Genomic DNA, 26,469 nt, shown 5'->3' on the forward strand with positions numbered 1-26,469 from the left:
TATATGAATATAGGACTTACGTAAAGCTTCAGGCTGTAGGGGGCAATTCATGAATTGCCCCTAACTAAGAATAAAATCAGGGTTTAAGCTATTGTTTGGCTAAGTCCTGGAATAATACAAAAGTTTTTTGGCATTGAAACCCTTATTTTGTTTTTAAGTGAAATTGGTATAACGATATGGACATAAACCCAATCGATCTGATTGAGGATGAAAACGATGAACCTGAAACCCCAGCTAACCGCGAAAAACGCAAAAGTCGTCTAAATAGTGCTGTTGCAATTGCAGTTGCATTGATAGCAACCTTTATGGGCATCTGCAAAATCAAAGACGATAATCTTGTTCAGGCAATGCAACAAGCTCAAGCAAATAAAATTGACGATTGGGCGTTATACCAAGCTCGTAATATTCGTGAAGAAATAGCCAAATCAAATGTGGTGCAACTGAAATTGCAATCTGTTTCTCAGCCTGCTGCTGTGAGGGCTGACTATGAAAAACAGATTGCCGCTTATCAAAGCATTGCTGATAAAGAAAACCAGAAAAAGCAGGAACAGAAGGTAATTGCCGAAAAAGATCAAACAACTTATGACCAGCTTAATTACCATGACGACCAGTTTGATCTAGCTGATGCCTCTTTATCGCTTTCTGTCTCGCTATTTGCCATTACATCTCTATCTCAGAAAAAATGGTTGTTCTACGCCGCCTTAGTTCCAACTCTATTTGGCTTGGTCATGGGATTATCGGGATTATTAAACTGGCAACTACATCCTGATGCCTTGACTAAATTACTATCCGAAAATTTCTTAGAAAAGCCAGCCGAAAGAAAAATAGTGCTTTCCATTGGCGCTTCCCCAAATCCCAAAGTGTTTTAATTTACTTAGGGACATCCAAATAACAAAATATCCAATTGACTCTTGTGGGGTGGGCGACACGAGAGCGCAATTTATATGGCGGGCAAGATGCCCACCCCACAAGATTGGATAATTTATTTGTTGGAAGTCCCTAAGAAGATTTTGATGCGAATTCTTCCCCATTTCCGGCGATAAACTGGGAAAATAAACTAAGTTATGTACTTAAATTAGTTTGTATTCATAATGGTTTCTACCTTTCCCAATCCCTTTTCTGTTGACCTATCTCGCATCCGACTAGCGATTCGTTCATTGCAACCGCAGTTAGTAGAGTGGCGGCGGCGATTGCATCAACAACCAGAGTTGGGTTTTCAAGAAAAACTGACAGCTGAGTTTGTATCACAAAAGCTGCAAGAGTGGGGGATTGAGCATAAGACTGGTATTGCCCACACTGGGATTGTTGCCACGATCGAAGGTAACAAACTCCCCACAAACAAAGTTTTAGCGATTCGGGCGGATATGGATGCTTTGCCAATCCAAGAAATCAACGAAGTACCGTACAAATCGCAGCATGATGGAGTGATGCACGCTTGTGGACATGATGGACATACAGCGATCGCTTTAGGTACAGCTTATTATCTCCAGCAGCATCGGCAAGACTTCTCTGGTACGGTGAAAATTATCTTTCAGCCAGCAGAAGAATCACCAGGAGGCGCGAAGCCGATGATTGAAGCTGGAGTCCTAAAAAATCCTGATGTTGACGCAATTATTGGTTTGCACTTGTGGAATAATTTGCCATTGGGAACAGTGGGTGTGCGGGCTGGGGCGTTGATGGCTGCTGTGGAGTGCTTCAACTGCATAATTTTGGGCAAAGGTGGACACGGCGCGCTACCCCATCAAACTATTGACTCTGTTGTTGTTGCTGCCCAAATCGTTAATGCTTTACAAACCATCGTCGCCCGAAATGTGAATCCCATTGATTCGGCAGTGGTGACAGTGGGCGAACTTCATGCCGGAACCAAGCGTAATGTGATTGCTGATACAGCGAGAATGAGTGCGACTGTCAGGTATTTTAATCCTAGTTTGAAAGGCTTTTTTAAGGAGCGTGTCGAGCAGATTATTGCTGGAATTTGTCAGAGTCATGGTGCGAATTATGACTTAGAATACTGGTCACTTTATCCACCAGTAATTAATGATATGAAAATAGCAGAACTGGTGCGTTCTATAGCCGAAGAAGTGGTAGAAACTTCTCTAGGTATTGTGCCAGAATGTCAAACTATGGCTGCTGAAGATATGTCATTTTTCTTAGAAGAGGTTCCTGGTTGTTATTTCTTTTTGGGTTCTGCTAACCCAGCGAAAGACTTAGCATATCCCCATCATCATCCCCGGTTTGATTTTGATGAAACCGCCTTGGCGATGGGTGTAGAAATATTTATTAGATGCGTAGAAAAGTACTTTCTTTAAACTTACTTGATTCACTTCAACGATATAGCCAAACCCGAAGCAGTGAAAGCAGTTGCTCAGTATCTACAGGTTTGGTGATGTAGTCAGAAGCTCCAGCTTCAATGCATTTTTCCTTGTCGCCTGGCATGGCTTTGGCAGTTAAAGCAATGATTGGTAGTGAGCGAAACTGTTGTTGCTGACGGATAGCGCGGGTGGTTTCGTAACCATCCATTTCTGGCATCATGATATCCATCAAAACTATATTAATGTCAGGATTTGTTTGCAGCTTCTCTATGCCATCTCTACCATTTTCGGCAAATAGGACTTGCATTTGATAGCTTTCTAAAAAGCTGGTCAGGGCAAAAATATTTCGCAGGTCATCATCTACAATCAAAATTTTCCGATTAGCCAGCACCGGATCGTTTTGATGTAGTTGCTCTAGTATTTGCCGCTTTGGTGGGGGCAAATTTGCTTGCACTCGATGCAAGAATAGGGCAGTTTCATCTAACAATCGTTCTGGCGATCGCACATTTTTAATGATAATTGTCTCTGCTAGTCCCCGCAATTGGGTTTCTTCTTGCCGGCTAAGTTCTTTGCCTGTATACACAATGATTGGCAGTTTCAACAGCCTGGGTTCAAGCTTGATTTGTTCAATGAGGGCAAACCCGCTCATATCAGGCAGACCGAGATCCAGTACCATACAATCAAAGTGATGCGATCGCAAAATCGAGAGGGCTTCTGCTCCCGTACCTACTGCTGTACTCTGGACATCGCCATTACCAATCAGTTCGATAATACTTTGAGCTTGTACCGGGTCATCCTCGACAATTAGGAGATTTTTTACCTGACGCTCAATAAAGCCTTTAATCTCAGTCAATACCTGAGTTAGGGCTTCTGGAGACACAGGTTTTTGTAGATAGGTAATTGCTCCTAGATTTAATCCCCGTTGCTGTCTTTCATCAACAGAAAGGATGTGTACTGGTATATGTCTGGTATCTGGTTTATGCTTCAGACGATCCAGCACCGTCCAGCCATCCATCTCTGGCATGTGGATATCTAGCATAATTGCATTGGGTTTAAACTGTTCTGCTAGTGCTAGACCTTGTTTACTGTGTAAAGCAACAATTGTTTTAAAGCCCTGCTGACGCGCCATATCTAGTAAGATGCGGGCGAATTTATCGTCATCCTCAATAATTAACAAGGTGCGATCGCCTGGTTGAATTATTTCCCGATCGTCTGGAATTTCGCTAGGGAGGATAGTAAGTACTTTCGCGGATGAAGAGGTATCTATCAACGCAGGTCTTTTTTCTACCATTGGCACATCTTTGATAGTCGATGCTGTGCGGATAGAAGTAGTTGGCTCAGGGGGTGGGGTGGCGAGCGTATTTTGACTATTCTTTTTTTCTTGTCGCCTGGGTAAGAAAAGGGTGAAGGTGCTTCCTTGCCCTAGTTCGCTAACTATTTCAATTCTCCCTCCCAACAGTTGAGCCAATTCACGGCTGATTGATAAGCCTAAGCCAGTCCCGCCATACTTGCGGCTGGTAGTGCCATCTGCCTGCTGAAATGCCTCGAAAATAATCTTCTGCTTCTCGGCTGGAATGCCTATACCTGTATCGCTGACGGCAAAAGCAATCATGGAATTATCAACTTCGGCTATTTTTAACTTCACGCTTCCCTGTTCTGTAAACTTAAAAGCGTTAGCTAGGAGATTTTTCAGCACTTGTTGCAGACGTTTGGAGTCGTTATAAATTGTTGGGGGTAACTTCTCATCCAGTTCAATAGTAAAACTGAGTTCTTTATTGTGGGCAACTTGCCGGAAAGTCTGCTCTAGAGATGTTTCCAAATCTACTAAAGCAATTTGCTCAATATCAAGTGACATAGTGCCCGACTCAATTTTTGCTAAATCGAGAATGTCATTAATCAACTCCAGCAAATCATTTCCAGCTGAGTAAATAGTCCGGCTATATTCTACTTGTTTGTCAGTTAAATTGTTGAGAGAGTTATCTGCTAGCAGCCTTGCCAAAATTAACAGGCTATTTAGCGGTGTCCGTAACTCGTGGGACATATTCGCGAGAAATTCTGACTTATATTTGGAAGACAATGCCAATTGTTCAGCTTTTTCTTCCAAAGACTGCCTCGCCCCTTCAACTTCCTGATTCTTGCGGGCAACTTCCTGATTTTGGATTTCTAATAATTCTGCCTTTTCTTCTAGCTCCTCATTTAATTGTTGTAATTCTTCGTTAGATTGCTTGACCAAAAATTGTGATTCTTCTAACTCATGCGCCTGTTCTTCTAGGCGTTGATTGCTTTGCTGTAGTTCTTCTTGCTGGGTTTGTAGTTCTTCTGTTAAAGCAACAGACTCTTCAAGTAGTTGCTGGGTTTGCACTTGTGAGGCAATGTTATTTAAAAATACACCTAGATTTTCACTCAATTGCTCTAGAAATGTTAGGTGCAACTGATTAAAAGGCCCAAAAGAAGCAAGTTCAATTACAGCACTTACCTCTGCTTCAAATAGTATGGGTAAGACAATAATATTTAGCGGTGGTGCTTCTCCCAAGCCAGAATTGATGCGGATATAGTCATGAGGAACTTCTGTTAAAAGGATTCTTTGTTTTTCTAGGGCGGATTGTCCTACTAATCCTTCACCTAAGCGAAACTGATTTGCGAGGTTTTTCCGCTCTTTGTAAGCATAACTACTCAACAACTTCAGCACAGGCTGGTCATCTATGGAGTCCATCGCATAAAAAACGCCCTGCGATGCCCCAACCAGTGGTGCTAAATTCGACAAGATCATCCGAGCCACGCTTTCCAGATTTCGCTGCCCTTGAAGCATCTGGGTAAATTCAGCTAAGTTAGATTTTAGCCAGTTTTGCTCGTCATTTCTTTGAGTTGTGTTTCGCAGATTAACAATCATTTGGTTGAAAGTGCGTGTCAACACACCAACTTCATCCAGGCGATCGCTATCTGGTAAACTTACCGATAAATCCCCATCCGCCATTTTTTCTGCTAAATCAGAAACTTGCTTCAACGGTGCTGAAATATGTCTGGTCAGGGCAAATCCGATTAAAGCTAAGAGCAAAGAAAATAAGGGAATACTATAGACAATGCTGGCAAGTGTTTGCTGACCAGCTGCTTGTGCCTTCTGGGTACGCTGTTTCAGCAGTGCATTCTCCTCATTTTTCATCGCCTGGATAACTTTCTGGATATTATCCATCAGTTGCTTACCCTGGTCTGTCAAAATAGCTTTCTGAGAAGCTTCTAAGCCTTGGGTTTGCCGTAGTTCGATGACATTTTTCATTACAGCCATTCTCTCGGTTAGTAGTGGCTGCAAAATATCAAGCCGACTTTGTTGGTTGGGGTTATCTACCGTTAACCTTTGAATTTCCCTAACTTTTTGATTTATTACTTGAATAGCAGCGTTATAAGGTTCTAAATAGCGCTGTTCGCCAGTGATAATGTAACCACGTTGTCCAGTCTCAGCATTTGTCAGTTGCAAGTTGAGTTCTTCAAGCTGACTTAACACCTGGTAAGTATGACTTTCTTTGCGCGAAGTTGCAATTAGCTCATTGGTGCTTTGGTAGGAGATTAGACCAATGGTGGTCAGAGTTGCCAAACTCAAGGCAAAACTTATTCCAATCTTGGTTCCAATCCTCAAACGGTTCAACATTATTCCAGGCAGGTATTTAAATTATTTCTGTTGTTGAGACGATTCTGATAATGTTCTAACTATCCAAAATCAATATTAGGATACGCTCTTATGGAATCTATCTAGTTTTTTAGATAGCAAATATTACTATTTGTATCCTCGTTTATTTACAAATGTAACGCTATTTTAAATAAGTATATCAATAATCTCTTTATCTAGCATTCTGCTCATTTAAAAAACTAAACCTTTAGACAGCATAACTTCTTTCAAAAGAAGCAGCCACATTATTTTATAATTTAATTTTGTGGTGGATAATTAAAAATTTATTCTTAGATTATTAATTGAGCATTAAACTTTACTAAAAAATAGTTGTTTTTATGATTACATTAAAAATAATTCAACGCCAATTTAATATCATATAGCGGTTCCAATTCAGATGGGGTACAACAAACATTACATCGCAAGGTTTAGGGAACATACCGTGCCCCTACTGCTGTACTAATTATGATTATTCAACAATTTTCTGTCTTTAAAAAAGCTAGATAGTAAAAATCAAGCAGCCGAATAATGAAAATTAAGTTTATGAAAACACAATTTCTAGAAATGCTAAATATACTGGCTTTCGCGGCTAAATATCACAACAACGCCATTCTACATCAATATATACTTAAACTGATATAGGACTCATATTTGATTTTTGAACAAACTCAGTAGGCCTTTATTCGTTCTTCCTAGTCCCCAGTCCCTAATCCTCATATTAACTTGACGTTGGATTATAAATTTTTCATAATCTGGCGATCGCTTCTAGTAGTATCAAGTTCAGCTGGGCTATAGATAGTAAAATGTTGAATCTTGTTACTCTCTAAAATAGCTCTTGCACCAGCTACGTATATATCAGTGCTTCTTAGCATCAATAGGTAACGATCGAGGGTCAGATGATGCTCATAATATCTAGCTAGATCGTCAGAAATCCCTAAAATAGCGTAGTTATCCTGGGAACTACTGATATTCACCTCCGAGATATTTAGACTGCTTGTATTTTTAGCAATTATCGATATTTGACTCATTGGAAAGCCAGCAGTTTTCAGTTCAGTAAGCGCTTTTTCCGCATCTTGGCACGCGTAGAAAACACCAAGGGCGTGTTTATAGCGACTATTTGGGGTAGAGTATGGCTCATAAGCGCCCCACTGTTGAAGATCGTGGCGATTAAAAATCCTCTTAGCAATGCGAATTTCTATCTCTATGCCAGTTACTATCACCAAATAGTAACCTTTGCAGACAAGATCGCCATAACCCTGTGCTGGCTTTTCAGCAATTCCTAAACTTTGGAACAAAGTGGGTAAACCATCTGCTAAAGTGGTAGCGATCGCAGTTACTTCTGCTCCGGCTAAGATGACTGGGCCTATACCAGGAATTACCAAGAGTACTAAACCGACCAATAAGCCAGTAAGACCATCTAAAGCACTACCGGTAACGGCTCCAGCAGCATCTTCTGAGGATGTATTGCTAGTGTGTTCTCTAATTTCAACACCAGCAATATCACTTTGTTCTTCTGTATTCCGTGCAATAACAGAAACTTTCTGCATTGGAAAATTAGCAGCTTCTAACTCTTGAAGTACCAATTGTGTATCGGAATACCCAGCGAAAACTCCTACAGTTATTCGCTCTTTTTCTAGTGTCATTTTATCGATTTATTGCAGCTATAAGTGATTCCCAAAACTGTTAGCTAATTTGAGGTAATTACACAGCCCGACGAGTTAGTAAACCCCAAAGGAAAATCAGTATCATCGCCCCAATAACAGAAAATAAAATGCTTCCCAGAGATAAAGCTCCTACAGATGCGGCGGCGGCTGAACTACTTCCTAACAAGACTTGACCCAAATAACCCCCGAATACGGCTCCAAGTATTCCTAATACAATGGTGGAGAGAATACCACCACCTTGGGTTCCGGGATAAAATAACTTAGCTAATGCACCTGCGATTAAACCTAGAACCAGCCAAGCAATAATGTTAGTCATAGAATTTCTCCTTCCTTGAGGATCTGCTTTGTTTGTTTTTGACTGACCTTATATTAAAGTTTGCCTGCAAATTTTCTGATCTATCTAGAGAACTAATATCAAAAATCTTTAGACATTACTGATAAGCAAGCTGTTCGACTTTTAACTTGCGCTAATAAGAGTCAGAATAAAGACGCGATGCTCTCTACGTTCGCGCAGCGTGTCGCAGACAGACGCTAAAAGCGGAGCTTGGTTCCCTGTAAGTGTACGAATACTGACTGCCACTGCGCTATCTGCAACTCGTACAGAATTCATTCTGTTAGCGGATAGCTAAGGTTTAGCCCATTCTGAATTCTGTTTTGATAAATTTTAGATATGCAAACTAGATATGATTTAGCTTATGGCGATCGCCAATTGATAATTGTGCTGATTTTGCGACTCGAATCGGGATTGCAATTATAAACTCTGCACCCTGTCCTGGTGATGAAATACATTGCAAAGATCCACCATGCTTGTCAGTAATTATCTGATAGCTGATCGATAAGCCCATACCAGTCCCCTTACCAACTGCTTTCGTAGTGAAAAAAGGGTCAAATAAACGCGACTGGATTTCTTCTGGAATTCCTGCTCCATTATCAGCAATCCGAATGATTACATTTTCATTTATCTGCTCAGAAGAAATGCGAATCAGAGGATTTGGACAAAGTTCCTTTTGGAAAGCATCTTCTAAAGCATCGATTGCATTTGCCAAGAGGTTCATAAAAACTTGATTTAGTTGCCCTGCAAAACACTGAATCTGGGACATTTTACCATATTCTGTCACCACTTGAATTTCCGGGCGATTATTTTGTGCCTTTAGCCGATGTTGCAAAATTAACAGGGTACTATCGATTCCTTCATGGAGATCGGCAGTTTTGAACTCAGCTTCATCCAAACGAGAGAAAATTCGGAGACTAAGAACAATTTCTCGGATGCGTTTAGCCCCCATCTTCATCGAGGTTAACATCTTAGGTAAATCTTCTGTTAAATATTCAATATCTGCTTCTTCGTTAGCATTTTTAATTTCTGGCTCTGGGTTAGGATAATAATTTTGATAAAGCTTAATTAATAGCAGCAATTGTTGAGTGTAATCATCAGTGTGTTGGAGATTACCGTAGATAAAATTAACCGGATTATTAATTTCATGGGCAACTCCTGCTACTAACTGACCCAAACTCGACATTTTTTCCGATTGAATTAATTGGATTTGGGTTTTTTTCAGGTCTTTTAAAGCTTGCTGAAGTTCGGTTTCTGCCAATTGGCGCTCGGTAATTTCGTCTCGTAATTGTTCGTTAGCACTTACTAACTCATCTCTGAAAGATTGCAGATCATCTGCCATTTTGTTGAATGAGATAGCTAACTCGCCAATCTCATCATGGGAGCGAATACTAACTCTGGTATCTAGTTGGCCTTCAGCCAGATTCATTACAGCTTCCTGGAGTTGTTTAATTGGTTTGGAGATGGTTATGGAGATTAGATAACCGACAGTTAGGGCAAATATGCCGCATCCCAAACTGATGACCGATGTAACGAAAATATTTTTATAGGCTGTTGTTAGTGCTGCTTGATAAAGCGGTGTATATTCTAAAATTACTGCACCAATTGTTTCATGTTTGCTAGTATTAAAAGCAACGGCAATCAATTGAATTCCATTTGGGTATTCAGGACTAGTTTCAATATATGTTCTTGTTATACCATCTTGAATAGTTTTACCAACTTCATTATTGCGATCGTGATCTAATCGTGTACCGATATCTTCCGTAACTACATCTGCCAGAATGATTTTATTCCGGTCTACAATTTCCAAATCGCGCTGACGTTGTTTGTGTAGCAATTCAACATGCTTTTGCAAATGGGCTAGCATCTCATTTTGCGATCGCATTTTATGGTCTTCAAGCTCATGACTTACGAAATATCCCAGTAGTCCAGCAACTTCTTCTGCCTCTTGTTGAGCAAGATACTTAGCTATCTCTAATTGTTGATGGGCACTAATCGCACCAATAATTCCTGAGAGAGTAGCTATTCCTAGAATACCCGAAATTAATTTTTGACTAATTTTCATTCCTTGCTCAAAACCTCAAGTGCCACCTACTGTGCTGATTTAGTTTTAGGGACTTTGCCCCTTTCCTAAAATTCCCATTTTTCAGGCAGAAAACCACATATTTAGCAGATATGAGCAAAAATTTTAATTTAGCAAGAGAGGCAAAAGGCATTCCCGATGAAACGGGGACTGGGGACTGGGAACTGGTATTTTTACTTATTACTCATTACTTATTACTCATTACTCAACACTTAGAAATACTGCCCGATGCCATTTTTTCAGTAGATTAACAATAGACTATCTCAAGGGCGCTTTATGACTTCTTTTGAAACTTCAGTTGAAGATTTGGTACTAGTTGCTGGTGCTACTGGTGGCGTAGGACAACTGGCGGTAGGCAAGTTACTAGAGAAAGGCTTGAAAGTTCGTGTCTTGACACGCAATACCGTAAAAGCTGAAAAGATGTTTAACCAGAGAGTGGAAATTGCTGTTGGTGACATTCGCCAGCCAGCGACACTGCCAGCTGCAACCCAAAATGTTACCCACATCATAAATTGTACTGGAACTACCGCCTTTCCCTCTGCGCGCTGGGAGTTTGACCAACCCCCGAACTTGATTGAATGGGGAATCACTTTCCTTAACCCCAAATCTAGTGAAGCAAAAGCAAAGAATAGTCCGGCAAAGGTCGATGCCCAAGGTGTCAGAAATCTAGTGGCAGCAGCACCCCGGAATTTGAAACGATTCGTTTTCGTTTCTTCTTGTGGAATTCTCCGTAAAAATCAGTTTCCTTTTAGTATTCTTAATGCCTTTGGCGTGTTGGATGCCAAACAAAAAGGTGAGGAGTCCATTATTAATTCAGGATTGCCCTACACCATTATCCGCCCAGGACGCCTGATAGACGGGCCCTATACCTCATACGACCTCAATACCCTTCTGAAGGCAAAAACAGGAGGTAAATACGGTGTAGTCGTAGGCACTGGCGATACACTTTCAGGTGATACCAGTCGGATTGACGTAGCCAGCGCTTCTGTAGAATCTCTTTTTCAGCCAAGTAGTTCTAGGAAAATTTTTGAAATAATCAACCAAGGACAAAGACCATCTGTAATTGACTGGGAAACTCTTTTCTCTAAGCTGGAGTGAGTAATGCCTAATTCTGAGTTGACCATCTCACCGAAGAGGCAGAGGGGCAGGGAGCAGGGGGAGCAAACGCTTCCCCTTTGCGCCAAGCATGGGTACGTTCGCGGAGCGTCTCGTAAAGCCTGCGGCATAGCTACGCTTAGGGCGCAGCCTCTCTTAGAGAAGAGAAGAGAAGCCCTTCCAGGGCGCTCGAACTGGGGCGGAGTACAAGCTCCGTCTCAGTCTGCCCCCTTGCTCCCTGCCCCCTGCCCCCTGCTTCTTTTGATCCAGGTCTTTCCGTTTCAGTTACCCTGAAGTTAGTTATCCAACTAGTATTGACTTTCCCATAGATAGAATAAATGACTCAACAAACTTCTAGAATTTGTATCCTTGGCGGGGGCTTTGGTGGTCTATACACAGCCCTGCGCTTAAGTCAATTACCTTGGGAATCGACGCAAAAGCCCGAAATTGTTTTGGTAGATCAAAGCGATCGCTTCTTATTCTCTCCTTTACTTTACGAATTACTCACTGGCGAATTACAAACTTGGGAAATTGCCCCACCCTTTGAAGAACTTTTACAGGGCACTGGTGTACGTTTCTATCAAGGGGTTGTATCTGGTATTGATATCGACCAGCAACGGGTAAATATCCAAGAAGGGCCAGAAATCCCTTACGACCGATTAGTGCTGGCGTTAGGAGGTGAGACACCGTTAGATTTAGTACCTGGTGCAGCAGCCTACGCCTATACATTCCGCACAATCTCTGATGTCTATCGTTTAGAAGAACGTCTGCGATTTTTAGAAGAATCGGATGCTGATAAAATTCGAGTAGCGATCGTTGGGGCTGGCTACAGTGGTGTAGAGTTAGCCTGTAAGTTAGCCGACAGACTAGGCGAAAAAGGACGCTTTCGGATCGTTGAAATCGCTGACCAAATCTTACGAACTTCCCCAGAATTTAATCGAGAAGCAGCAAAAAAAGCAATAGAAGCCCGTGGCGTGTTTCTTGACTTAGAAACCAAAGTCGAATCTATAGAGCAAAATTCCATTTCCCTAGAGTACAAAAACCAGTTAGATACGATTCCCGTAGATTTGGTAATTTGGACTGTAGGAACTAGGGTTGCGCCCGTAGTCAAATCTCTTTCCCTCAAGCAAAATCAGCGTGGTCAAATCACCACTACATCTAATCTGCAAGTTATCGATCATCCAGAAATCTTTGCCTTGGGAGATTTAGCAGACTGTCATGATACTGAAGGACAGCAAGTCCCCGCTACCGCACAAGCGGCTTTCCAACAAGCTGATTATACTGCTTGGAATATCTGGGCAAGTCTGACTAATCGCCCCCTTCTTCCCTTCCATTACCAACAGTTAGGAGAAATGATGGCACTAGGAATAGACAATGCTACTCTCACTGGTTTAGGAATTAAACTAGATGGGCCATTGGCATACGTCGCCCGCCGTGCTGCTTATTTATACAGACTACCAACTTTAGACCATCAGCTGAAAGTTGGTTTTAATTGGCTAGTACGTCCGATTATAGAAACACTTTCTCGGTAACTTCAGGTTGGGGATTGCTGAAAAACCAAGACATCTATGATATGATGATTTGTTTTATTTCCGTCAACTTATTTAGTAGATGCTAGACTCTACCCACAGAAACTTTCTAACAAGCCAAAATCTAAAATTCAACACTGATGGAACAACCGAAAGTTATTTTTTTAGATGCTGTGGGTACACTTTTTGATGTCAAAGGTAGTGTGGGTGAAGTCTATAGTCAGATAGCCCAAGAATTTGGTGTTATAGTTTCAGCCGAAACATTAAATACAGCCTTCATTCAAAGCTTTAAATCAGCGCCGCCACCGATATTTCCAGATGCGGAACTGCAAGATATTCCCCAGCGCGAGTTTGATTGGTGGCGGATAATTGCCCTGAACACTTTTGAAAATGCAGGTGTTCTCAAGGAATTTTCTGACTTTTCAGCTTTTTTTAGCGAACTTTACATCCACTTTGGTACTGGTGAACCGTGGTTTGTCTATCCTGATGTCTTACCAGCTTTAACTAACTGGCGGCGCTTGGGAGTTACCTTGGGGGTGCTATCCAATTTTGATTCTCGGATTTATTCAGTATTGCAAAGTTTGGGATTGAGAGAGTTTTTTACCTCCGTCACCATTTCTACCCAGGTACGTGCAGCTAAACCCGATCCTCAAATTTTTGCGATCGCTTTAGATAAACATAAATGTTCCCCAGAGGCCGCATGGCATATTGGCGATAGCATTGTCGAAGACTATCATGCAGCGAAAGCCGCTGGATTGAGAGGCGTTTGGATTAACCGGGGAAAATGAGGGTTGCTCGACAGTAAAAACTGTGCAATCTCAACTGTAATACACGAAAACATAAACTACTTCGTTAGCGATCGCAGCAGAGTTAATTGACCATAAACTAGATTATTTGCCGTTGTACACGGGGGGCAGTAATGTATTATTAGCTCAAAAAAGGTATGCCGGCCCTCTAATTATCGTTAAATGCTGAAGCAAACTTTTCCTTCCCCTGAAGCACTCCGACGGCTGCCTTTTGGTCTGGCTGATATTGCCCTCATTCTTGGCACATTAGTGCTGCTGGCGTTGATTGCACGTGTTGGTGCTGGAACATTGGTGAGCTTTGTACCACCAGATGTAGTACCAGGTATCAGTCTTGACCCGCGTAATTTACCCTATTACGCTGGGCGCTCAACTCTGCGAATGTTTATTGCCCTGTTTTACTCAACGCTGTTCACTTTAATTTATGGTTACATTGCTGCCAAAAGCCTCCGGGCTGAAAGAGTTCTGATTCCGCTACTCGATATCTTGCAGTCAGTTCCAGTACTAGGCTTTTTATCTATTACGGTTACAGGTTTTATTGCCCTGTTTCCCGGAAGCCTATTAGGACTAGAAGCAGCATCGATTTTTGCAATTTTCACCAGCCAAGTCTGGAACATGACCTTTTCGTTCTACCACTCGCTGCGAACACTACCACCGGAACTGGATGAGGCCGTCAGGCTTTATCGGTTGTCGGGATGGCAGCGCTTCACCAAACTGGAATTGCCTACGGCCATGATTGGGCTGCTGTGGAATGCAATGATGAGTTTTGGAGGTGGCTGGTTTTTTGTCGCGGCGAGTGAAGCGATCAGTGTACTCAACCAGCAATATACGTTACCGGGAATTGGCTCTTACGTAGCAGCCGCAGTTACCGCCGAGAATTTACCTGCTTTGGGTTGGGCGCTATTGACGATCGCGATCGTAATTATCCTAGTAAATCAACTATTTTGGCGACCGTTAGTCGCTTGGGCAGATAAGTTTCGCTTGGAACAGAGTGCCGCAGCCCAAGCCCCCGAATCCTGGGTTTACGATCTGCTAAAAGCAGCCCGAATCCCTCGTCTGCTGGGGCGGGTGTTAGCTCCTTGGGGTGAAGCGATCAATCGTATTCTCTCACTGCTAACGCCACTGCGAACTCCCCGTGCTGTGGAGACTGGTGGGCAAGAAATAGGCGATCGCCTCTACAACTCGATCCTCCTGGTAGTAATTGGTGGGCTATTGGTTGTCGGGCTGCACTTCATTTTCACAACAGTGGGACTAAGTGAAGTCATCAAAACCTTTGGGCTGGGATTACTCACTCTGTTACGTGTACTGGTATTGCTGGTATTTTCAACTCTAGTTTGGACACCCGTTGGAGTAGCCATTGGGTTTAATCCCCGATTAGCAACTTTGTTACAGCCTGTGGTGCAATTCCTGGCTTCATTTCCAGCAAACTTTATCTTTCCCTTCGCTACCCTCTTTTTTATCCGTTCCCATATCAGCATTGATTGGGGTAGTATTCTGTTGATGTCCCTGGGCGCACAGTGGTACATCCTCTTCAACTCCATTGCTGGAGCGATGAGCGTCCCAACTGATTTGCGCGAGATGGCAACCAGCCTCGGTTTGCGTGGTTGGCTGCTGTGGCGCAAATTAATCATTCCCGGCATCTTCTCCGCCTGGGTAACAGGTGGCGTCACTGCTACCGGTGGCGCATGGAACGCCAGTATTGTCTCTGAGGTTGTCGCTTGGGGGTCAACTACCCTAACTGCTAACGGATTGGGAGCATATATTGCTCACGCCACCGGAGCAGGTGACTGGCCTCGCATTACCCTGGGGATTGGAATGATGAGCCTATTAGTTGTTGGACTGAACAGAGTTTTTTGGCGACGACTGTATGAGTTAGCAGAAACCAAATACCATCTCTAAACCATCGTTCGCTAGAGGAGCAAGGATGACTACCCAAGTTACTAATAACGTATTAATCGCTGTCGAACAAGTCAATAAGAGTTTTCCACTACCAGAGGGCAAAGGGGAATTTAAGGTTCTCCGCAACATTAATCTGACGGTAGCTGCGGGTGAAGTAGTAGCATTACTAGGGCGCAGTGGTAGCGGCAAAAGTACCTTACTACGGATTATGGCCGGCTTGATTCCAGCAAGTGAAGGTAGGGTAATCAGCAATGGTAAACGCCTGCAAGGTGCTAACCCTGGTGTCGCAATGGTATTTCAAAGCTTTGCACTGCTACCCTGGCTGACAGTACAAGAAAACGTCGAGTTAGGGCTAGATGCCCAAGGTGTTAGTCGAGATGAGCGACGACAACGAGCGCTAAAAGCTATTGACTTGGTAGGTTTGGATGGTTTTGAAAGTGCCTATCCTAAAGAGTTGTCGGGGGGAATGAGACAGCGGGTTGGCTTTGCTAGGGCATTTGTGCTGGAGCCGCAAGTACTATTCATGGATGAGCCATTCAGCGCCCTCGATGTATTGACAGCTGAGAACCTGCGGGGGGAAATTGATGATTTATGGAATGCTGGCACATTTCCATCCAAAAGTATTTTGATTGTCACCCACAACATTGAAGAAGCCTTGTTTTTGGCAGATCGGGTAATTATCTTAGGATCAAATCCGGGGTATATTCGCGGTGAGGTGGTGATTGATCTGCCACGGCCTCACGATCGCACCAGTATCCGCTTCAAATCACTGATAGATTATATCTACACGGTGATGACTAACCCGGACGTGGAAGTAACTGGGGCAGTTGCAACAACCACATCAACTACTATAGAAGTACCGCGATCGCCTGCTGCAATCCAAGAATCGCCCTATGCCAAACCCCTGCCTCATGTCAGAGTCGGCGGTATTAGCGGTCTGTTGGAGTTAATTGTCGATCAACCAGAGGGCAAAGATGATATTCCCCGTTTGGCAGAACGAATCCGGCTAGCTGTTGACGATCTCCTACCAATGCTTGATGCAACCGTGATGCTGGGTTTTGCTGAGGTTGCCCAAGGAGATGTTTTTCTCACCAAAATTGGAGAAGATTTCGCAACTACAACTATTCTTCGCAGTAAAGACCTATTCCGGCAGCAAGTACTATCAAATGTGCCAGTCGTCGTTAGTATGGTGCAGACATTGCGGGAAAAACGGAATCGCTCAATGCGAGCGGATTTCTTTATCGATTTACTTGATGAATATTATCCCCATGAAGAAGCCGAACGGCAATTTGCCACAGCCGTAGATTGGGGGCGTTATGCCGAATTGTTTGAGTATGATGCTAGTGAAGATAGATTGTACCTACCAGAACTAGCAGCAACGCCAAGTAGTCAATCTGATTCGATAGAATGACCGGAGGCAGATTGTCTCCGGCATAGTTCCTAAGGCTATTTAATCGCGCATAATATCACTCAAATTGTACAAGCGATCGCCCCGATACAATGATGAAACCTACGGAATCAAGCCTGAGTAGCGGCTGACGAATTCCCTCTAGAATGGCTGCATTTAAAGCAGTTTCTATCTTCACTTCTTCAGCTAATGCCTGATCCCAATTTTGCTGATTCAGACGCAGGCGTAATTGTTCGACTCGATTGCTTAATTTCTTTTCAGCAACGATAGCACAATTTTGGCATAATTCAATAAAATCGGGACGATTGAAAAGTAATTCTGAAGAAGTGTTACGCACTTGATAGCAGAAATTTTGCCATTTACTAGGGTCAACAAAATCGTCAATAATTCCTAAGCGCTCTTTTGCTAGATTGTAATCTCGTCCTTGATTATTGTTTTTATCTTTATATGGACGTTGCAGAATGCTTAAGAGTGCTTTATCTTCGACAACGCGTATTGGCTCTTTGCGACCATCAACATAGATAGTTTCTATAATTGGCGGAAATAAAGCATCAACGCGTCTTTGCAAGTTTTTGAATTGAGAATTATCTAGTTTATTATCTAGTAAAACTTGTTTGGCACTTCTTAAATTTGTCTCGACTACATAATTGCATTGGAAACCGAACCACTCTTTTCCTTCTTTAGCATCCCAAGATGTATCAGTGCGCCACATTGCAAAGGCTTCACCCCGATCATCCCAGTTTATATAGTTCAAGAGTGCTTCAACAAATCCTTCGCCAACTCGAAACAGCTTAATCCCAGCATTCTGGTTTGCTACTCTACGATTATAAGTACCAAATTGGTCTAGATAACTCTCAGCAAAACGGTTTTTTAACTCATTTATAGGAACTAAGGTACGCGTTGTTGGTTGATAACGTCGCATATCTGATGAATCTGGGTTATTCATTCCCCTGAATCCCAGCGCGTCGCAAATCCAGCCTTCAATTGCTCGTTTCATTTCTAGATGACGAGCATCGTAATTATCTAGCTCTTGAAAATACTCGGTAGCAATTTCATCGTTGGCATCAATTTCATCTAGAGCATTTTGCTCGCTAATTTTGGCTATTTCCACTTCAATTTGCGCTTGAATTGGCGAAATTATCTCCAATAATCCAGCCGCACCTGATTGAAACAAAACTGTTTCTAATTCTGCAAGTTTCTCATCCACATAAAATTGGAGGCTGGCAATTGATTGCTGGAAAATACCAAAGCCATCTTTTAAGACTTTATACCAAGCATTGTGAGGACTATCTTCCAAATAAGGGCCAATCAAGGCAGTAGATTGAATGCCAATTTTGCTGCCAATGCGGTCAAGTCTGCCAATTCTCTGCTCTAATTGATTAGGCGACCAAGGCAGGTCAAAATGAATTAACCAATCGGCAAACTGGAGGTTACGCCCTTCTTCTCCAGAGCGATCGCATACTAGAATAAAGCAGTTTGGGTTATTCTTGAACCGATTTAAGCCTTCTTCAACTTTATCTGGTGATTCTCCAAATTGATGGCTGGCTACTGTCTCTGCACCAAAGGTATCAGACAAATACCGGACAATTTCGCCACAAGTTTGCACAAAGCTGGTAAATACAACAAATTTGGGCAGAATATCGCCAGTAATTGGTCTTTTGATTCTCTGCTGGATTCTGGTGATGAATTCGTTTTGATTCTTGCGAACGTTTGCGGGGATTTTGAAGTAAGTACCTAGCTGATTCAGCAGTACTGTTTTTAAATTTTCCGTCCGTTGTCCGTCTTCTTGAGGTTGACGAATAATTTTTAGTAAGGATTGCAGAATTTCTTCTTCCCCTGAGAATTTGGGGGTTGTAGTTAAGATGCGAATATCATCTTCTTTAAACTCTTGGATGAGTTTAGCATGAGGCTTGCCAGTTAACCGGGCGTTAATTACCTGCTCTAAAATGCCTAACCAAGTGCCAGCAGCGAGAAATAACAGCAGAAAGATTCGCTGATATTGCTTTTCTTGAGGGGCAACACTCCGCCATTGATTGAGGATTTCGTGGATATCAAGCGATCGCTCGTCTAAATCATACTCTTCTTTGGGGGTGAAGTTGCGGTCAAATATCACATCTTCCACCGCCGCGCGACGGTTGCGAAGCATTCGCCGGTGTAGTCGATAGGTATCGCTGACATGGACGCGAATCGCTTGGACGATTTGCTCTTGCTCGGTAGAATTTGTTTGTAAACAATTTTCTAAATCATCCGCTAGCTTCAGTAAATACTTATCCTCAGCAAAGAGATTTCGTAGTTGCTGCAAGTTGCTTTTGAGAACCTCTGGTTCTGCACCTTCTTTAAATGAAAGCAGAACTTTACCAATTTGCTGACGGCTTTCAACTTTGGTACGGAAACCTGCTAAATCACCCAGTTTATAGGTTGTTGGGTCGAGCAAGTGCAACATGGCTAAAAAATCTTGCTCATGATTCAGAACCGGAGTGGCAGATAATAAAAGTAAGCGATCGCTTTTATGAGCAAGTTCTTTGCAAGTCTGAAAACGCTGGCGAACTGCTGCATCCTTAGAGGTCGCCATTGCTGCAATATGATGAGCTTCATCTAAAATTAAGCAACCTATCTTCGCTTTCAGGTTGATTTTATGGATATCTTCAACCGCCAGCACCGCTACCCGTTTGCCAAAATGGGAGATGTAAAACTTGTTTTCTAACTCAGTCCGCCATTGCTTGAGCAAATATTGCGGAACTATCACTACCGCACCTCTTTTTGGCTCATCTAGGAGGAACTGACGGAGAATCGCACCTGCTTCGATGGTTTTTCCGAGTCCCACCTCGTCTGCCAACAAGTAGCGTTGAATTGGGTCTTCTAGTACCCGCCTAACTACTTCAACTTGGTGAGGATAAAGATTGATATTTGCCGAAATCAGTCCTGTCATCCCCCGACTCACAGCGCGTTGCTGAATCAAGGATTTCACGAAAGCCAATCTTTTGTCGTGGAAATAGGGGGTTTCGTGACCCTTCATCGCTAGAGTTTCGATGGGATTTGTGTTGGGTAAATTGCAACGAACGTAAATGTCTTCAACAGAAGCGATCGCAGTTTTCTTATCTGGTAAATCTATTTGATACATCTCTGTATCATCATCCCAGATAAAAACTCTGCCAACTATCCATTTTTCCTGGGTTGGGAACTTAATGTAGCATCTAGCTTGGGGTTCAAGCTGGACTTCAGAGAGCGAACTTAAAGGTAACGTTTTTTGGAGACGTTGCCCTATAGAGCAGAAATACTCAACGATCGCATTAGTATCAGATATTTCCGTAACTTTTCCGATACCCAAAGAGTTATTCTGGGACTGTACCAATAAACCAAGCTTAATCATAGATCCAGTCCCCTGAACAAACTAAAATAACCTCCCAGACTAGTTTTTGAGCCTATATCTGGCAGTTTTGTCGATCAACATTATAGATAATAAATTGGCATTACAGTTTTTATTAGAGCGATCGCGATGCTTTTATGAAGATACAAATACTGACTCCAACTCAGCCAATTTGTATTTTTACCTAAAATTGCTGATTTTTAAGTATAAATTCATCTTCCCATTGTTCGACTCAGCAACCTTCCAGATCCGCATATCAGTTCGTGACCAAGTACAACATTTCATTAATTCATCGCGAATCAACTTTAGCAAAACTCTGCGTATCTCTGCGTTTACCTCTGTGTTCCTCTGCGTTAAAAAAAGGCATTTAAACTAGACAAAACACTTGAGGTTGTATTTTATTTAATATCGGCTGAGATGTAGCGCAACAGATTCACACTTTACCTTGATAACGCCACGATACAATTAAAGTAATGTAGTTTTATTCACGATGAAGAAAATCAGAGACAACACAATTAAGTTAAATCAATTTTTAAAATTGATGGGTATAGTACCAACTGGAGGACAAGCCAAGCTGATGATTCAAGGTGGCGATGTCCAAGTAAACGGTATGCTAGAAACCCGACGAGGAAGGCGATTAGTACCAGGTGATAAAGTGACAATCCAAGGACAGACTTTAGAGGTGGATTTGAACAATAATGAAGATCAAGACGTAGTAATCGATTTTCCCGAACAAACCGAATAAAAGATTTTCATCCTAAATTTCAAAGTTCCTCTTTTGCCTTGTGAGTAATGCTACAAATTTCCAACAAAGTTATTATCCCACAGACTGATATTGAAATTACTGCGATTCGCTCGCAAGGAGCAGGAGGCCAAAATGTTAACAAAGTTTCCACTGCGATTCACTTGCGCTTTGATATTGTGGCTTCATCATTACCCGATTATTATAAACAACAGCTTTTAAAGCTCAACGATCGACGCATCACCCAAGAAGGAGTCATCGTTATTAAAGCCCAAGAACATCGAAGCCAAGAGAACAATCGCGAGTCAGCGTTGAAACGATTGCAAGAACTCATTCAAAGTGCAGTTGTAGTCACGATAAAACGCAAACCCACCAAACCAACCCGCAGTTCTCAAAGAAAGCGCCTCGATCATAAAATTAAGCGCGGACAGGTTAAATCTAACAGAGGACAGGTGACAGATGGGTGATTTATCGATTATTCGTAGAAAACATCATAAATAAAAAAAGATGAATAAGACATTACTAAAACTTTTGATATTTGGGCTTTTAATCTTGTTTATTGTTTCTCCCTTTGCAGCCCTTGCAAGTTTAATGCTTATAATATTATTTGCAGCATTTTTCTCTTTACTAGGGGACGTATTTCAAGCAATTATTGGTGGCGATACCAACCCGAAAAAGTCATAAAAGTAAAATTAAAAATGAAGGTGGGGATTTACACGCAAGAGTCATTTTCAAGGTGCGATCGCTTTAGAATAGACAATTTACAATCTGTCACAGCAGAAGTTGACATATATAATTTCTTCTCGCTCAAACAAAAATTAAATAATTATAATATCGATTACCTATGAGGTTGTATAGGGAATTCCAAATAAAAAAATATCCAATTAACTCTTGTGGGGTGAGCGTCTCGCCCGCCCTCTAGACTGAGCGCTCATGTTGCCCACCCCACAATATTGGATAATTTATTTCTTGGAGTTCCCATAGAATAAATTGGTTAAGCAACTTATCGTAGAAAGCCTGATTTTGTACAGTTTCACAAAGAATTATGATTATTCATAGTATTTATACAAATTTAATCTCCAAATATGTATCTAGATTAATGAAAAATATCTCTTTTTTTTGGCATAATATTATTTTACTAATTCCCTATTTTATAAAAATACCTAAAATTAATTCATACAAAGATTAATAATTATATTTGATGAAGTCTCATAAAAAGCTATATACCAAGACACTTTCAATCCAGTCAAGAGTTCCCTATTCCCTGCTGCAAATGGTATTCAATCACAGGCTGAACACTTTTTTATAGTCAACTTTAAGCAGAATATATAGATGCGGATAATTCGACATATCAACTACAAAAGGTACTAACCATGAGTTCCCGCGCACTGCTGTTAGTAAATCGTCATGCCCGCCAAGGGCAAAAGGGTCTGTCGGAAGCGATTCAATATCTGAAGACACTCGACTTTGATTTAATTGAAGAGTCTACAGAAGATCCCAAACATCTTGCTGAAGTTATACATCGCTATCAGCATCAAGTTGACTTGGTAATTATTGGCGGCGGAGATGGCACTCTCAATGCTGCCGTAGATGCTTTAGTTGATACTCAGTTGCCTTTGGGAATTTTGCCATTAGGAACTGCTAACGATTTAGCGAGAACTTTGGGAATCCCGAATTCCCTCAACGAAGCTTGCAAAATTATTGCGTATAAAAATTTACGCCGCATCGACTTGGGTTGTGTGAATGGCAAGCATTTTTTTAACGTTGCCAGCCTGGGATTGAGTGTAAAAATTACTCAACGACTTACCAAAGAAGTCAAGCGCCGTTGGGGAGTATTTGCTTATGCTGCTACTGCATTGCAAGTAATTTGGGAATCTAGACCTTTTACAGCCGAGATTGCGATTAACGGTGAATTAGTTCGCGTCAAAACAGTGCAAATTGCTGTGGGTAACGGCCGCTATTACGGTGGTGGTATGGCCGTGGCTGACGATGCCGCAATAGACGATCAAAGACTAGACCTTTATAGCTTGGAAATTGAACACTGGTGGCAGATGATATTATTACTACCTGCAATGCGACAAGGGCAACATATACATTGGCAGAGTGTACGCTCTCTTCAAGGTCAAGAAATAGAGCTACATACTCATAAACCGCGCCCTATCAATACAGATGGTGAAATCACTACTTACACACCTGCTCATTTTCGGGTTATACCTAAAGCTATAGCTGTTTTAGTACCCCCAAAAATCAGGAGTTAAGAGTTATTCTCCCTCATCTCCCTATCTCCCTGCTAGAAAGTGGGAACTCGCATCAATTCACGCCAAATGCATCTGAGATTTTCTCAAGATATAAAGTCCCTATTGCAACGCCTAGCTGAACAACCGCTAACTCTAGGTGATATTTTGGCAGAAACCTCAGAACGAGGCTTCAGCCTGGTAATTACGTTATTAGTTTTGCCATTTTTATTTCCTATGCCACCGGGATTAACTGGCCCTTTTGGTGGTGCTTGTTTACTATTATCAGGGCAAATGGTTTTAGGGAGGCGATCGCCTTGGCTACCAAAAAGAATCGCTAACTACAAATTTCCTCGTCCCTTCGCCCAGTTGCTTTTGCAAAATTTGGGGCGTCTTACCAAAGTTTTACAGAAAATTGCCCGTCCCCGATTAGCAAAAATAGCCCATAATCATTTGATTTGGCGAATTAATGGGTTTTGTATCTCTTTATTAACAGTATTACTAATATTACCAATTCCGTTTACAAATCCTATCCCCACTATAGGTATTTTACTTTTGACTGTTGCCACCATTGAATCTGACGGTTTATTAATTTGCATCGGCTATGGCATTACTGCCCTGATTAGCTTGCTGTTTGGATTTATTGGTTATGCAGTCTGGTTAGCTCCTAGTTTACTGCCCTCTATATTTAAATAATAAAAGCCCTCAGCTTTTGACTGAGGGCTGTAATTTATTAGGGTGCATCTACCATTTATTAATCCGCTTTATTGATTGCCATATCCGGGAATATTTAACTAGCATCCAAATTTATTTTCTTCCAGTCTGAAAAAATATCAGCAATAAAAAAGCCCTCAGCTTTTAGTTGAAGGCTTTGATTTAATTAAGGTGCATCTACCATTTATTAATCCGCTTTAGTTATTGCCATATCCGGGAAAATTAGATTTACGACAAAACTATTTCCTAAATTCAAAAAGATATTAGTAATAAAAAAAGCCCCCAACTAAAAGCTGAGGGCTGTGATTTAATTAAGGTGCATCTACTATTTATATATCCGCTTTAGTGATTGCTGCATCAGGAAGAATTTAAAAATTAAATGGCTGTAGAATTGATTTCGTTAGCTACAGCAGCAGTACTAACCTCAATGAATAGCATCTACGGTATTTGACTAGGCAACATTGACTAGCTTCACAGTAATTTTACAAATATCCCAAATTACCTCTGGATACACAAAGTTTCTGTTAATATCTCTAATAGGATATCCGCAATAGTACGAATATAGTTTATTAGTTGGGTATATGACTGTAAAAGTTAGACACACCCAACTTGATGAAGCGATCGCAATTTTTATTAGCCCTTGCTAGTCTTAGTATTGTCGGGGGAAGCTTTTTTATGAGAACAACTTTTAGCAGTACTGGTGAGCCTAAAATCATCACTGATGCCTCACGCTATAGAGAAATCCGTAATCAACTATGGTCTGATAATGACCAGATAAAACACTTTCCTAATGAGATTCCTGCTGATGCCAAAAACGTTCGCATTGCTTACTCTCCCGAAATTTTGCAGGGAAGTAGTTTTTTCCAAATTAGACTAAAAGAGCCACCAAACAAAATTGAAAAATTACTTTCACAATACAGAAATAGTGCCAAGCACAAATATAGGGGTGGTAATACAAATGACCACATCAACCAGCCTAACGGTGTGCCGACAACTTTTTTCTACACCAGTGACTCACCTACAGAATCTTTCCCACCGACTTATGAAATATTGGTATTAAATACAGATGACAAAGGTAGACCTGGTTTCAAGTGGAATCATGGAGATAGCTACGGCGTGGCTATTAATAGTTCTGCCTCAGAAATCATTTATTGGTCTGAAAAATGGTAATTAGCAATTCAAGATGACTTCGAGTCGCCATGAAAATCACTATTGAGAACATCCGAGTTTGAGGAAAATTCAGTTTAACCAAATAGGGAAGTTCTTGACGCTCGATTACTTGCTACCACTGATACTAATACCAAGCGACTAGCTCGACTTTCCGCTAAATCCCTATTTAAATCTTAAAAAATCCTTAACTCCTAATCCCAGTTCCGAATTCCAAGGTTTCTATTATCCATCAGTAAAGATGCTCTTGAACGTAATTGTATAAGAAGCAAAAAAGGTGAGATGATTTTCTTATATAGGAACTCATGTTACTGGTACAGTTAACAGTATTGTGTTAAATTCCTAATAAATTAAGCGAGAGAGGTGTGCAAAATGAAAAATTTAGTAAAGAATCTCCTTGATGAACGCACAAAATCAATTATTAGATCGTCCGATCTATATCAATCTTTACATAATAAAGTGCATTCAAGCAAGCTAGCTGTTGCAGGTAAAAGACTTGATATTTGTGCTAATGAAGTTGCTATTTATCTGCTTCTGGTTGGTAAAGAAAAATATGCATTGCGTGACAAAATTTGTCTTGAAATTGGCAGTGGGTGGTTACTGACTCATTCGTTAGTATTTTATCTTCTCGGAGCAAAAAAGGTTTATGCAACGGATATTTACCCATTATTACAACTCGATAATATTTTCAAAGCTGTGTGTAAGTCTGTAGATTGGAGTATCTTAGATAGTCTATCTACATTTGAAGATCGCGAGATTATCTATTTACGTTTAAATAAACTACTTTCATTAAAAAATTTCTCTGTAGAAGCCTTACACGACTTGGGTATAGAATACGTTGCTCCAATTGATTTATCTCAACAACTACCTAGTAAAGAAAAAATAGATTTTGTATTTTCCAAATCTGTGTTGGAGCATGTACCAGTTGATGATGTTGTGCCACTTTTAGAAAATATTGTAAGTAGCCTCTCTGAAGATGGCTTTATGTTTCATCTTATTCATTTAGAGGATCATAAAAATTTAAGTGAAAGACCATTTGATTTCTTTGCCTATCCACAAGAAGCCTATTCGAGAGAATTACAATCCAGGTGGGGAAATCGAATTCGACGAAGCCAATGGAAGCAGATATTTTCTAACCTCAAACATCTAGACTCTAAATTTGTATTTGAGTGGTCATGCCAGCACGGAGAATTACCAGAAAAAATAGACTCGTCTGTTCAATATATAGATGAAGAAGATTTAAGAATATCCCATATTGGTGTATTTGGAGAATTCACATCGCTTCCGAAAGTCAAATCTTAGGTAAGGATAAGTTTTGAATAGAGGAAGCAGACCCTCACTTCATATCTGATACCATTCTTTTGTGAAGGTTAAGCGCATCTTTATACAGAATTGGTATGAATATTGCTTTTATCCTTTTGGGTATATTACTTTGGGTAGTTAAAACTTATAGTCAGCAT

General features: G+C 41.3%; 20 protein-coding genes. 15 read left to right on the forward strand and 5 right to left on the reverse strand.

Going from position 1 to position 26,469, the window contains the following annotated elements:
• Window positions 1–176: 176 nt before the first annotated feature.
• On the forward strand, window positions 177–869 hold the full coding sequence (locus tag V7L31_RS15530) for a DUF4337 domain-containing protein (protein WP_334697050.1): 693 nt from the start codon (window positions 177–179) through the stop codon (window positions 867–869).
• Between the two features lie 222 nt (window positions 870–1,091).
• Window positions 1,092–2,309: a M20 family metallopeptidase gene (locus V7L31_RS15535; protein ID WP_334697051.1), complete on the forward strand. Its 1,218-nt coding sequence runs from the start codon at window positions 1,092–1,094 to the stop codon at window positions 2,307–2,309.
• Between the two features lie 16 nt (window positions 2,310–2,325).
• Here the strand turns inward: V7L31_RS15535 and V7L31_RS15540 are convergent, their stop codons facing one another.
• The 4 genes from V7L31_RS15540 to V7L31_RS15555 all read right to left on the reverse strand — a co-directional run bounded on the left by V7L31_RS15540 (window position 2,326) and on the right by V7L31_RS15555 (window position 10,033).
• On the reverse strand, window positions 2,326–5,955 hold the full coding sequence (locus V7L31_RS15540; protein WP_334697052.1) for a response regulator: 3,630 nt from the start codon (window positions 5,953–5,955) through the stop codon (window positions 2,326–2,328).
• A gap of 752 nt (window positions 5,956–6,707) precedes the next feature.
• Window positions 6,708–7,616 carry a hypothetical protein gene (locus tag V7L31_RS15545; protein WP_334697053.1) on the reverse strand — a complete coding sequence of 303 codons (909 nt, stop codon included), beginning with the start codon at window positions 7,614–7,616 and terminating at the stop codon, window positions 6,708–6,710.
• 58 nt (window positions 7,617–7,674) lie between these two features.
• Complete coding sequence (locus V7L31_RS15550; protein WP_334697054.1) at window positions 7,675–7,953, reverse strand: GlsB/YeaQ/YmgE family stress response membrane protein; 279 nt, start codon at window positions 7,951–7,953, stop codon at window positions 7,675–7,677.
• A 361-nt stretch (window positions 7,954–8,314) separates the two neighbouring features.
• Window positions 8,315–10,033 (reverse strand): ATP-binding protein, encoded by a 1,719-nt coding sequence (locus V7L31_RS15555; RefSeq protein WP_334697055.1) that lies wholly within the window; start codon window positions 10,031–10,033, stop codon window positions 8,315–8,317.
• 110 nt (window positions 10,034–10,143) lie between these two features.
• Here V7L31_RS15555 and V7L31_RS15560 point away from each other — a divergent pair, with 110 nt between their 5' ends.
• From V7L31_RS15560 to V7L31_RS15585, 6 genes are all read left to right on the forward strand, one after another.
• On the forward strand, window positions 10,144–10,302 hold the full coding sequence (locus V7L31_RS15560; RefSeq protein WP_334697056.1) for a hypothetical protein: 159 nt from the start codon (window positions 10,144–10,146) through the stop codon (window positions 10,300–10,302).
• Between the two features lie 25 nt (window positions 10,303–10,327).
• On the forward strand, window positions 10,328–11,149 hold the full coding sequence (locus V7L31_RS15565) for an SDR family oxidoreductase (RefSeq protein ID WP_334697057.1): 822 nt from the start codon (window positions 10,328–10,330) through the stop codon (window positions 11,147–11,149).
• Window positions 11,150–11,484: 335 nt separating this feature from the next.
• Window positions 11,485–12,678: an NAD(P)/FAD-dependent oxidoreductase gene (locus V7L31_RS15570; RefSeq protein WP_334697058.1), complete on the forward strand. Its 1,194-nt coding sequence runs from the start codon at window positions 11,485–11,487 to the stop codon at window positions 12,676–12,678.
• A 137-nt stretch (window positions 12,679–12,815) separates the two neighbouring features.
• Window positions 12,816–13,463 carry an HAD-IA family hydrolase gene (locus tag V7L31_RS15575; RefSeq protein WP_334697059.1) on the forward strand — a complete coding sequence of 216 codons (648 nt, stop codon included), beginning with the start codon at window positions 12,816–12,818 and terminating at the stop codon, window positions 13,461–13,463.
• Window positions 13,464–13,643: 180 nt separating this feature from the next.
• Window positions 13,644–15,377, forward strand: coding sequence for an ABC transporter permease (locus V7L31_RS15580; protein WP_334697060.1), 1,734 nt, complete (start codon window positions 13,644–13,646; stop codon window positions 15,375–15,377).
• Between the two features lie 25 nt (window positions 15,378–15,402).
• Complete coding sequence (locus V7L31_RS15585) at window positions 15,403–16,788, forward strand: ABC transporter ATP-binding protein (RefSeq protein ID WP_334697061.1); 1,386 nt, start codon at window positions 15,403–15,405, stop codon at window positions 16,786–16,788.
• Window positions 16,789–16,843: 55 nt separating this feature from the next.
• On the opposite strand, the gene dpdE is transcribed toward V7L31_RS15585, so the two are convergent.
• Window positions 16,844–20,155 (reverse strand): protein DpdE, encoded by a 3,312-nt coding sequence (dpdE, locus tag V7L31_RS15590; RefSeq protein WP_334697062.1) that lies wholly within the window; start codon window positions 20,153–20,155, stop codon window positions 16,844–16,846.
• A 487-nt stretch (window positions 20,156–20,642) separates the two neighbouring features.
• Here dpdE and V7L31_RS15595 point away from each other — a divergent pair, with 487 nt between their 5' ends.
• The 7 genes from V7L31_RS15595 (at window position 20,643) to V7L31_RS15625 (ending at window position 26,311) form a co-directional block, all read left to right on the forward strand.
• Window positions 20,643–20,897 carry an RNA-binding S4 domain-containing protein gene (locus V7L31_RS15595; protein WP_292847539.1) on the forward strand — a complete coding sequence of 85 codons (255 nt, stop codon included), beginning with the start codon at window positions 20,643–20,645 and terminating at the stop codon, window positions 20,895–20,897.
• A 47-nt stretch (window positions 20,898–20,944) separates the two neighbouring features.
• Window positions 20,945–21,361 (forward strand): alternative ribosome rescue aminoacyl-tRNA hydrolase ArfB, encoded by a 417-nt coding sequence (arfB, locus tag V7L31_RS15600; protein WP_334697063.1) that lies wholly within the window; start codon window positions 20,945–20,947, stop codon window positions 21,359–21,361.
• A 40-nt stretch (window positions 21,362–21,401) separates the two neighbouring features.
• On the forward strand, window positions 21,402–21,578 hold the full coding sequence (locus V7L31_RS15605) for a hypothetical protein (protein WP_334697064.1): 177 nt from the start codon (window positions 21,402–21,404) through the stop codon (window positions 21,576–21,578).
• A 689-nt stretch (window positions 21,579–22,267) separates the two neighbouring features.
• On the forward strand, window positions 22,268–23,152 hold the full coding sequence (locus V7L31_RS15610) for a lipid kinase (protein WP_334697065.1): 885 nt from the start codon (window positions 22,268–22,270) through the stop codon (window positions 23,150–23,152).
• Window positions 23,153–23,218: 66 nt separating this feature from the next.
• On the forward strand, window positions 23,219–23,824 hold the full coding sequence (locus V7L31_RS15615; protein ID WP_334697066.1) for an exopolysaccharide biosynthesis protein: 606 nt from the start codon (window positions 23,219–23,221) through the stop codon (window positions 23,822–23,824).
• Between the two features lie 630 nt (window positions 23,825–24,454).
• A complete protein-coding gene (locus V7L31_RS15620) occupies window positions 24,455–25,012 on the forward strand; it encodes a hypothetical protein (RefSeq protein ID WP_334697067.1) in 558 nt (185 codons plus the stop codon).
• A 369-nt stretch (window positions 25,013–25,381) separates the two neighbouring features.
• The gene (locus V7L31_RS15625) at window positions 25,382–26,311 is read left to right on the forward strand and encodes a hypothetical protein (RefSeq protein ID WP_334697068.1); all 930 of its coding nucleotides are present in this window, start codon (window positions 25,382–25,384) and stop codon (window positions 26,309–26,311) included.
• Window positions 26,312–26,469: the final 158 nt, after the last annotated feature.

This window comes from Nostoc sp., from assembly GCF_036916655.1.
In the GTDB taxonomy this organism is placed as follows: domain Bacteria; phylum Cyanobacteriota; class Cyanobacteriia; order Cyanobacteriales; family Nostocaceae; genus Nostoc.